The organism is Albimonas sp., assembly GCF_055129145.1.
In genome coordinates this window covers 1-9,472 of the sequence record NZ_JBSRTQ010000157.1, presented here as the reverse complement: position 1 = coordinate 9,472, position 9,472 = coordinate 1, and the positions used below count along the sequence as shown (strand labels likewise).

Here is a 9,472-nt window from a genome sequence, read left to right as displayed (position 1 = left end):
GCCGTCGGCCCGGCGCGCGGCGGCACGGGCGCGAGATCCGAAACGCGGCCGGCTCAGCGGCCGATCGCTGCGCGAGGCGGCGGCGCGGAGCCCTCGATGGCGCCTGGGCCGGGAGCGGGGGAGGCGGGCGGCGACGCTTCGGGCGCCGGGTCTTCGGCGCGATCCCGCAATGGGTCCCGCCCGGGCGCTCCGGCGTCGTCAGGCGCCTCGTCCTGCGGCCAGACGAGGCCGCTGTCCGCCAGTTCGAACCAGAACGAAGCCCCCCGCCCCGGGGGACTGTCGAATCCGATCCGGCCCTGATGCGCCTCGACGATGGCCTTGGAGATGTGGAGGCCAAGCCCGCTGCCGCCGCGCCGGGCCGAATCCGAACTGTCGCTCTGCGAGAACTTGCCGAAGATGCGGTCGTGGAACGCCGCGGGCACGCCGGTTCCGGCATCGGTCACCGAAATCCGCCAGCCGCCGTCGATCGCGGCGGCGTCGACCCGGATCGTCTCGCCGGCCGGGGTGACCTTGACGGCGTTGGACAGAAGGTTGGCCAGCACCTGCAGGATCCGGTCGCGGTCCGCCCGCACCAGCGCGGTCGGCGCGGGCCGGGTGGCGAGCGTCACCGACACGCCCCGCGCCTCGGCCATCGGCCGGTTCTCGGCCACCGCGCTTTCGACGAGGTCGCCCAGCGTCTCCAGCGTGAAGGCGTATTGCATCCGGCCCGACGAGATCCGGTCGAGGTCGAGGATGTCGTTGACCAGCCGCACCAGCCGCTCGGAGTTCTTGCGGGCCAGCGCCAGCATGTCGGCCCAGACCGGCGGCCCCGCGCCGAGCGCGCCGGACCCGATCAGATCCAGCGCGCCCTTGATCGCGGTCAGCGGCGTGCGCAGCTCGTGGCTGACCGTGGACACGAAATCGCGCTGCATCCGGTCCACCCGCTTCTGGTCGCTCAGGTCGGCGACCATGCCGGTGAAGGCGTGCCGGCCGTCGCGCACCTGCTCGGACACCGCCAGCTCGATCGGAAACACCTCGCCGTTGCGGCGCAGCGCGAGCTCTTCGCGCGGGATGCCGATCATCCGCCGCTCTCCGGTTCGGAAATAGCGGGCGAGGTAGCCGGCATGGGCGTCGCGGTCCGGGGCGGGCATCAGCAGGGAGACGTTGCGCCCGATCAGCTCGGCCTCGTCGTAGCCGAACATCTCCAGCGCCGCGGCGTTGGCGCTCTCGATCCGGCCTTCGGCGTCGATCGAGATGATGCCGCCGGGGGTGCTGTCCATGATGGCGCGCAGCTTGGCCTCCCGTTCGGTCAGCCGCGCCTCGCGGTCGTGCACCGCATCGGCGAGGTGGCGCAGGGCCCGGTTCAGGCGCGCGACCTCCTCGATCCGCGGGTTGGGCCAGTCGATGGTCTCGGACGAGGCGCCTTCGGACAGCTGGTCGGCGGCGGCCGCGAGCAGGCCCATGCTGCGCGACAGGGTGCGGGACAGGAAGAAGGCCGCGCCCGCCCCCAGCAGGATCAGCCCGAAGCCGCCGGCCATGGCCAGCACCTGCGGGCGATAGCGCCAGATCTCGTGAAACACCTCCGCCTTCGGCGTCACCACCACCGCCACCAGCCGCCGTTGCGGCGCTTCGGGGTTCAGCACCACCGTGGCCGCGTGGACCACGTCGTCTTTCCGGATCAGGGAGGTCACACGGCCGATCCGGCCCGGGCCGGCCGCATCGCGGCCCGGATTGAGGTCGGGCCGGAACAGCGGCGCGAGCTCCGGCCAGTCGACCGCGGCGTTGCGCTCCGTGGCGGGAAGCAGGCTCATCACATGGTTCATGTCGGGGCGCATCAGGTAGTGGCCCCGCTCGTTGGTCAGATGCAGGCGGGCGCCTTCGGGAGCGTGCTCGCCGATCCGGTTCATCAGCCGCTCCGCGTCGACGTTGATCACCACCAGGCCGACCCGCTTTCCGTCCTCGTCGTCGATCGGCGACGCCACGCGCAGCGTCGGCGCGTAGGGCGTCTGGACCACGCCGTTCTCGACGTTGAGATCGATGTCGGAGACGTAGGTCCGGCTCGTGGGGTAGGAGATCGCCTGGCGGTAGTAATATCGGTCGCGCTTGCGCTGCAGCGTCGAATCGTCGGCCCGGAAGAGCGCTCCGGTGACCTTGTCCCGCTCCATCCGCAACAGTTCGCGGCCGCCGTCGGCCACGCCGACATAGCGGACCTGAAGGACGTCGTCGTTGGCCTTGAGATAGGCCGCGAAGATCTCCGCCAGCCTGCTTTTCCACTGCGCCTCGGTCGAGCCGTCGCGGGGATCGATCCCGCCATGGGCCTGGGCGGCGGGAATGCCGCGGACCGGCGGGGTCCCGGCGAGCGCGAGGGTCTGACGGCGCAGCGTCGCCACCCGGCTGGAGAACGCCTCGAGCGCGGCGGTCAGGTCGCCCTGCGCCTGCTTGAGCTGCCCTTCGCGCAGCGTCGCCGACATGCCCAGCAGCAGCATCGCCCCCACAACCGCCGAGGTCAGGATGACCAGCAGCGTCGACAGGGCCGCGAGGCGCGATATGTCGCTCCGGTTCATGATCATTTCCCAGGACGCCCTTGTCTTTCCCCAGGGGCGCCGTTCGGCGACGCGCAGGCCGGGAGACGCGCAGGCCGGGGCCGGCCGCGCAGGGGCCGGACATCGCCAACCGCCGCAGGGTGAAGGAACGTTCCTAAGGAAAGGTAACCGCGGACCCGAAGGTCCGCGAAGCGTCCGGGCCGGTCAGATCAGCCCGACCGCGCGACGCCCTTCCTCGGATTTCAGCGAGAAATCGCCGCCGTCGTAGGAAGCGGCCTCCGGCGTGCAGAGCCAGGCCACCGCGCGCCCGGCCCATTCGGGCGGGATATGCGCCTCCCAGTCCAGCTGGCTGATCGGGTTGACCCCAGAAGCGCCGATCACCCGCTGCATCCTGGTCGCCACCGTGCCGGGGCTGAGCCCGACCACCCGCACGCCGCGGGCCGCGTATTCCAGATGCGCCGATCTGGTCAGCGACAGCACCGCGGCCTTGGAGGCGCAATAGGCGCTCCACCCCTCCAGCACCGCGGTCGCGGCGCCCGACGAGATGTTGACCACCACCCCCGAGCCCTGCGCCGCCATCAGCGGCAGGGCTGCGCGCAGGCCGAACCACACGCCCTTGACGTTGACGTCGATGGCGCGGGACCACTCATCGGGATCGGCCTCGGCGATGTCGGCGATCGGCTCGATCATGCCGGCGTTGTTCACCAGGATGTCGAGCGCGCCGAAGGTGGCGACGCAGAGCGCGCAGGCGGCCTGAATGTCGCTGAGCCGCGCCACGTCGCAGGTCACAGCCTCGGCCCGGCCGCCGGCGTCGCGGATCTCGGCGGCGATCCTGCCGATCTCGGCGGCGGAGCGGGCGGCGAGCACCACCGCGGCGCCCTCGGCCCCCAGCGCGCGGGCCGCCGCCTCGCCGATGCCGCGGCTGGCGCCGGTGATCAGCGCGGTCTTGCCGTGAAAGCGCCCGGGGCCGGGCTGGGCGGGGGTGGAACCAGGTGTGGGGGTCATGCGACGTCTCCGGTCTGAACCTCGGCCAGGCGCGCGCGTCCGGCTTCGGTCAGCGCGCCGCCCAGGATGAATCGCAGGTATCGTCGCATGATCTGACGCGTGTTCAATGGCCCTTCGGCGTTCATCCAGCGCGGGATCACGTCGAGCGACGACACCAGCAGCCGCCCGAGCAGCGCGGTGTCCCCGTCCGCCATCAGGCCGCCGGCATGGCCGTCGCGCAGGGCGTCGCGCAGCAACCGCTCGAAATTCTCGAGCGCGACGCGGATCTCGCCCCGCTTGCGCATCTCCTGCAGGGTCCAGAAGGCGTTGGACGACGCGATCCAGCCGGAGGGATCGGCGTCGATCCGGGCTGCGGCGGCGTCGAAGAAGGCGAAGAGCCGGGCGATGGGGTCGTCGCCCGCCGCCGCCACCGCCGCCGAGACGTCGGCGTTGAGCGCGACGAGACGGGTCATCACCACCATCTCGAAGATCTGCGCCTTGTCGGGGAAGTGATAGTAGAGCGCCGCCTTGGTCAGCCCCGCCCGGTCCGCGATGTCGCGCAGCGTCGCCCCATGATAGCCCCTGGCCGCGAAGACCTCGGCGGCGATGGAGACGATCTCCTCCTTGCGGAGGTCAGCGCGCTTGCGCGTGCCCTTGCTGTCGCCCCGGCCCGCCATTCACGATCGCTCCTTGTCGCAAACGCCGGCCGCACGCCCCCTGATCGTGGCGCAGGTTCCGACGAAACCGATGCGGGGACCTGTCTAGCGACCATGGGGATGCCAAGTCAAAAACTACGCGGCTCCCGCATCATGCGCCAGCTCATCTTGCGATTGCGCAACATTGATGGCGCTGGCCCGGAGATTTCGTCGGGTCTAGGATCTGCGCTGTCTTGAACAGTCCGGAACGCTTGGAATGTCGTCTCAAATCGCTACAGATCACACCGTCGAAACCTCGGACGACGACGCCCCGCCTCCGGGCGCGGCGATCCCGCTGCGCGACGCGCTGGAGGCGCGGGCGACGCGGCGCGAAGCCCCCGGCGGCGTGCCCGGCGCGGTATGGCGCGACTGGGCGGCGCCCGAGCCGGGGATGGGCGACCGCGAGCGCCGCGGGGGACGCCCGTTGCTGCTGCTGCATGGCGGCTCCGGCTCCTGGACCCATTGGCTCGCCAATATCGGGCCGCTGAACCGGACCCGGCGGGTCATCGCCGTCGACCTGCCCGGCGCCGGCGAGAGCCCGGACCTCGACGCCCCCCAGACCGTGGCGCGGATCGCCTGGATCCTGCGCAAGGGCATGGCGGCGCTGGTCCCGGACGGCGCGTATGACGTCGCGGCTTTCTCGTTCGGAACCTCGTCCGCAGCCGCTCTGGCCATGGCCGAGCCCGCCGACCGCATCGGGCGGCTGGTGCTGGTCGGCCCCGCCCGCTTCGGGTCCGGGACCTCGGTCCGCGACCGGCTGGAGAGCTGGCGGCGCGCCGCCGATCCGGCCGAACGCGCCGCCGCCCATCGCAACAATCTCGAGGCGCTGATGCTGCGCGATCCCGGGCTGATCGACGACGGCCTGGTCGCGATGCAGGCCGCCAACGCCGAGGCGTTCCGCCTGCGCATCCGCGCCATGGAGGATCTGCTCGGCGCCGACGAGATCCTCGCCCCCGGCCGCGGCCGCACCCGGCTCGGCGCGATCTGGGGGGAGCATGACGTGATCGCCGCCCCGATGGCGGAGAATCGCGGGATCATGGCGACGCTCGACCCCGAGGCGCCGGTGCGGGTGATCGAGGGCGTCGGGCATTGGGTGATGTATGAGGCGGCGGGTCGATTCAATCGGGAGTTGATTTCGATTCTCGATGACATGCGAATATCCGACGGATGAGTCCTAGAACGCGACGTGAATGAAGCGGACCGGCGGCGCGTCGGGTTCGCGGTCGACGGAGATACGGGGGGGCCTGAGCGAATCGGGACGCCGGAAATGGCGGCTCCGGGCGGTTTCCATAACCGTTCGGCATTGGACCAGACGCAGCGTTCCCGGCACGCTGGTCCGGCGCCCTCCGGCTCCCGCCGGCCCCGCGCATCGCCTGATCGCACTAGGAGCCCCGCCATGCCGCCGCACGCCGCTTCCCGGCCGCCGCAAACCAGAGCCGCCCCCCTGACCCCGCGCATCGACGCCGCGATGTGGGCGACCGTGCTGCTCGCCGGCCTCGCCGCCGATCTCTCCTGGGAGGTCTGGGCGCGGGGGATCACCCCGTTCCTCGTCGGCGGCCCGCTGGAGCCCGCGGCCCTGGTGCAGTCGGTGTTCGGGCTCGACAGCCGCTTCATCGCCGAAATCATCCATTTCGTGGTCGGCGTGGTGTTCTACCCGCTGGGCTACCTCTTCGTCGCCCGGCCCATCGCGCGGATCGCGACGCCGTTCCTGCCCTGATGGGCGGTCGCCATCGGCTTCGGGGTCGGGCTCTGGGTCTTCGCGCTCTTCGTCATGGCGCATCTGATCGCCGGGCTGCCGGCCTTCCTGGGCTTCATCCCGCTCGCCTGGGCCTCGCTGGCCGGTCACGTGATCTTCGGCGTGGTGTGCGTGATCGTGATCCGTCTGCGCGGGATCTGAGAGGCGGGGCTCTCGACCGGGGCCCGCCGGACGGGCATCATCCGCCGCGTCGCGCAGCGGAGGCCCGTCCGATGGAGATGCACCAGATCCGGTATTTCCTGGCCGTCGCGCGGACCCGGAACTTCACCCGCGCGGCGGAGGCCTGCCACGTCACCCAGCCGGCCCTGACCCGGGCGGTGAAGCTGCTGGAGGCGGAACTCGGCGGCGCGCTTCTGCGGCGCGAGCGCGGCGGCAGCCATCTGACGCCGCTCGGGGAGCGGATGCGCCCGCTCCTCGCCCAATGTCTGGAGGCGGCCGAGAGCGCGCGGGCCATCGCCTCCGACCTCGCCGCGAACCGGGCGTAGGCCCTGCGCGAAGGCGCCGCGGGCGTTCCGCCGACGCCGGCGCGCCGGCCGTCGCGGCGCCTCCGGCTCCGCAAGGCGTCTCGCCGGGGATGCCCAGGATATCTCAGCTCAGCGCCGACCAGAGCATCCGCGCCGCGGTGATGGCGAGGAACAGCGCGAACAGCCGCCGCAGCAGCGCCTGGTCGACCTTGTGAGCGAGCTTCGCCCCCTGCGGCGCGAACACCCAGGTCGTCGGCACGATCAGCGCCACCGCCGGCAGGCTGACATAGCCCAGCGACAGCGGCGGCAGCCCCTCGACGCCCCAGCCCGCCCAGATGAAGCCGAGCGTGCCCGGCACCGCGATCAGCAGCCCCAGCGCGGCGGCCGTGCCCACCGCCGTGCGGATCGGGATCCCGACCGAGCTCTGCACCGGCACCGCCAGCGTGCCGCCGCCGATGCCCATCATCGACGAGAAGAGGCCGATGACCCCGGCGATGGACCAGTTGGCGGGCTTGCCGGTCGGCGGGGTCTCGGCCGCGCGGATCTGTCTGGGCATCGCCATGTTGATCGCCACCAGCAGCGCCACCACGCCGAACACCAGCCTGAGCGCGTCGCCCGAGACGAACCTGGCGAGCAAACCCCCCGCCAGCGCGCCCGCGATCACGCCCGGCGCCCAGAGCCGGAGCCGCGCCATGTCCACCGAGCCGCGTTTGCGATGCGAACGGGCGGACGAGATCGACGTCGGGATGATGGTGGCGAGCGAGGTGGCGACGGCGAGATGCTGGGTCATCTCGCTGGGAAACGCGACCAGCGCCAACAGCCAGGACAGCACCGGCACGATGACGATGCCGCCGCCGACGCCCAGCAGGCCGGCGAGCACGCCCGCCACCACCCCGGTGCCGAGCAGCGCCAGCGCCAGCGCCGCCCAGCCCAACGCGTCGAGCCCCATGTCCATCCGTCGCCCCTCCGTCTTGAAACAGGGCCTTGGGGTGGCATGCGCGCCCGGGCCGCGCAAGTCCGCCGGGCGCCGCAACATGGAAAGGTCCGGACATGGGTCCGGCGGAGGAAGCGCCGCGCGCAGGGACCGCCCGGCCGGCGCGTGCCGCCCGCGGCGCGTTGGAGCGTGCGCGCGGGTGGCGAGGCGCGCGGATTCCCGACGCAGGCTCCGGAGCGGAAGCGCCCCTCAGAGCGCGCCGCCTCGGACCCCTCAGAGCGCCTTGCGATCCGCCGCCGCATGCCCGGATCGTTCACCGTCTGGAACAGGCGGGCGACGAGATCGGCTCGGGATGCGCCTTCAGCGCATCGAGCGTCATTCAGCCCCCGCGCCCGGCGGACCTCGCCGGCACGATCGCGCCGCGCGCGATGCCAGACGCGTCCGACAGCGGCGGCGACCGCTCTCCGCCCCCTCGGAGAAGACATGGCCGGTTCCCGCGGGCCCCCTGCCCGCTCAAGACTTGCCCTCGGCGGCGAGGCCGTTCTCCCAGGTCGAGGGCAGGCAGCCCATGTCGCGGGCGGCGCGCTGCTCGAGCCACCAGCCGATCTGGGGCGGGGCGAGCCCGAAGGCCGCGGCCGGGTCCACGCCCATCTTCTGCGCCGCATCCATCGCCCAGGCCGGGTTGTTGAGGAACTCCCGCCCGATCGCCACCAGATCGGCCGAACCGGCCTGAAGAATGCTCTCGGCCTGGTCGTGGTGGATGATCATGCCGACCGCCATGGTCATGATGTCCGCGCCGCGGCGGATGGCGTCCGCGCTCGGCACCTGGAACCCGTACTGGTTGAGGCGGTCGAGCTTGGGCGGCGCCGGGGTCAGCCCGCCGCTGGAGCAGTCGATGACGTCCACCCCCAACGGCTTCGCGGCGCGGGCGAGGCGGATATGCTCGGCCGCCCCCAGCCCCGCGCCGTCCTCGACCGAGCAGCGCATGAACAGCGGCTTTTCATCCGGCCAGTGGGCGCGGACCGACTCGACGACCTCGAGCAGGAAACGCATGCGGTTCGCCTCCGACCCGCCGTAGTCGTCCTCGCGCCGGTTGGCCTCGGGGCTGAAGAAGGAGTGCAGCAGGTAGCCGTGGGCGGCGTGGATCTCCAGCGCCTCGTAGCCCGCCTCATCGGCGCGACGGGCGGCCTGGCCCCAGGCCTCGACGAGGGCGGCGATCTCGGACCGCTCCAGCGCGCGGGGAACCGGCCAGTTTCCGTAGGCGATGGCGGAGGGGGCGACGGGCTCCCATGCGTCCCAATCCGCGATCTCGGGCGATCGCTCCAGCGGGCCGCGGCCCTCCCACGGGCGCTGACCCCGCGCCTTGCGCCCGGAATGGCCAAGCTGCAGGCCCGCCCGCGCGCCATGGTTCCGGATCGCGGCGACCAGACGGGCGTGATGCGGAATATGCGCGTCGTCCGAGATCAGCATGTCGCCCAGCGTGCCGCAGCCGCGCCGCTCGACCTTGGTGGATTCGACGAAGACGAGGCCCGCCCCGCCGGCGGCGAAGCGGCCGACCTGGATCAGGTGCCAGTCGGTGGGAAACCCGTTCTCGGCCACGTATTGCAGCATCGGCGGCACCGCGACGCGGTTGCGCAGGGTCAGCTCGCGCAGGGCGAGCGGCGTGAACAGCAGCGGATCGGCCATGGTCTTCTCCCCGTCGCCGGCCCTTGCGCGGGGGGCGCGCCGGGCGGCGTCGTCGTCATGGATGTCGCGCGCGACGGAACCCGCCCGCGCCTCGGGGCCTTTTGTTCATGGTGCGCAGGGCGGCGTCAATGTCGGGTCGGCGCCGCGATCGGGCGAACCCGGCGCCCGTCGGCGCGGTTCGTTTCGAGCGGCGCGCCGCCGGCGCGTTTTTCAACCGCGCGCGGCTGGCGCGTTTCGAGAGGCGAACCTCCGGCGGTGTTTTCGGAGGCGCGCCTCCGGCGATGTTCTTGGAGGCGCACCGCCCGCGCTCTTTTAGGGGCGCGCCTCCGGCACTCTTTTAGGGGCGCGCCTCCGGCGCTCTTTTAGGGGCGCGCCTCCGGCGCTCTTTTAGGGGCGCGCCTCCGGCGCTCTTTTAGGGGCGCGCCTCCGGC

General features: G+C 72.2%; 9 protein-coding genes. 4 read left to right on the top strand and 5 right to left on the bottom strand.

Translation table 11 applies throughout. The features are described 5' to 3' along the window. Positions 1-53: 53 nt before the first annotated feature. The 3 genes from ACTB72_RS18240 to ACTB72_RS18230 all read right to left on the bottom strand — a co-directional run bounded on the left by ACTB72_RS18240 (position 54) and on the right by ACTB72_RS18230 (position 4,183). Positions 54-2,543: an ATP-binding protein gene (locus tag ACTB72_RS18240; RefSeq protein ID WP_463038436.1), complete on the bottom strand. Its 2,490-nt coding sequence runs from the start codon at positions 2,541-2,543 to the stop codon at positions 54-56. A 183-nt stretch (positions 2,544-2,726) separates the two neighbouring features. Then, on the bottom strand, positions 2,727-3,527 hold the full coding sequence (locus ACTB72_RS18235; RefSeq protein WP_463038435.1) for an SDR family oxidoreductase: 801 nt from the start codon (positions 3,525-3,527) through the stop codon (positions 2,727-2,729). After that, the gene (locus ACTB72_RS18230) at positions 3,524-4,183 is read right to left on the bottom strand and encodes a TetR/AcrR family transcriptional regulator (RefSeq protein WP_463038434.1); all 660 of its coding nucleotides are present in this window, start codon (positions 4,181-4,183) and stop codon (positions 3,524-3,526) included. Before ACTB72_RS18230 ends, ACTB72_RS18235 begins: the two co-directional genes overlap by 4 nt. Before the next feature lie 235 nt (positions 4,184-4,418). Here ACTB72_RS18230 and ACTB72_RS18225 point away from each other — a divergent pair, with 235 nt between their 5' ends. The 4 genes from ACTB72_RS18225 to ACTB72_RS18210 all read left to right on the top strand — a co-directional run bounded on the left by ACTB72_RS18225 (position 4,419) and on the right by ACTB72_RS18210 (position 6,442). Next, entirely contained in the window at positions 4,419-5,372 is a 954-nt protein-coding gene (locus ACTB72_RS18225) for an alpha/beta fold hydrolase (RefSeq protein WP_463038433.1), read from the top strand. A 225-nt stretch (positions 5,373-5,597) separates the two neighbouring features. Then, a complete protein-coding gene (locus ACTB72_RS18220) occupies positions 5,598-5,918 on the top strand; it encodes a hypothetical protein (protein WP_463038432.1) in 321 nt (106 codons plus the stop codon). A 54-nt stretch (positions 5,919-5,972) separates the two neighbouring features. After that, positions 5,973-6,098, top strand: coding sequence for a hypothetical protein (locus ACTB72_RS18215; protein ID WP_463038431.1), 126 nt, complete (start codon positions 5,973-5,975; stop codon positions 6,096-6,098). A 71-nt stretch (positions 6,099-6,169) separates the two neighbouring features. Continuing rightward, positions 6,170-6,442: a LysR family transcriptional regulator gene (locus tag ACTB72_RS18210; protein WP_463038430.1), complete on the top strand. Its 273-nt coding sequence runs from the start codon at positions 6,170-6,172 to the stop codon at positions 6,440-6,442. A gap of 103 nt (positions 6,443-6,545) precedes the next feature. Here ACTB72_RS18210 and ACTB72_RS18205 read toward each other — a convergent pair whose 3' ends face one another. Beyond that, the gene (locus tag ACTB72_RS18205; RefSeq protein WP_463038429.1) at positions 6,546-7,376 is read right to left on the bottom strand and encodes a sulfite exporter TauE/SafE family protein; all 831 of its coding nucleotides are present in this window, start codon (positions 7,374-7,376) and stop codon (positions 6,546-6,548) included. 492 nt (positions 7,377-7,868) lie between these two features. Beyond that, a complete protein-coding gene (locus ACTB72_RS18200) occupies positions 7,869-9,041 on the bottom strand; it encodes an NADH:flavin oxidoreductase/NADH oxidase (RefSeq protein ID WP_463038428.1) in 1,173 nt (390 codons plus the stop codon). Positions 9,042-9,472 lie beyond the last annotated feature (431 nt).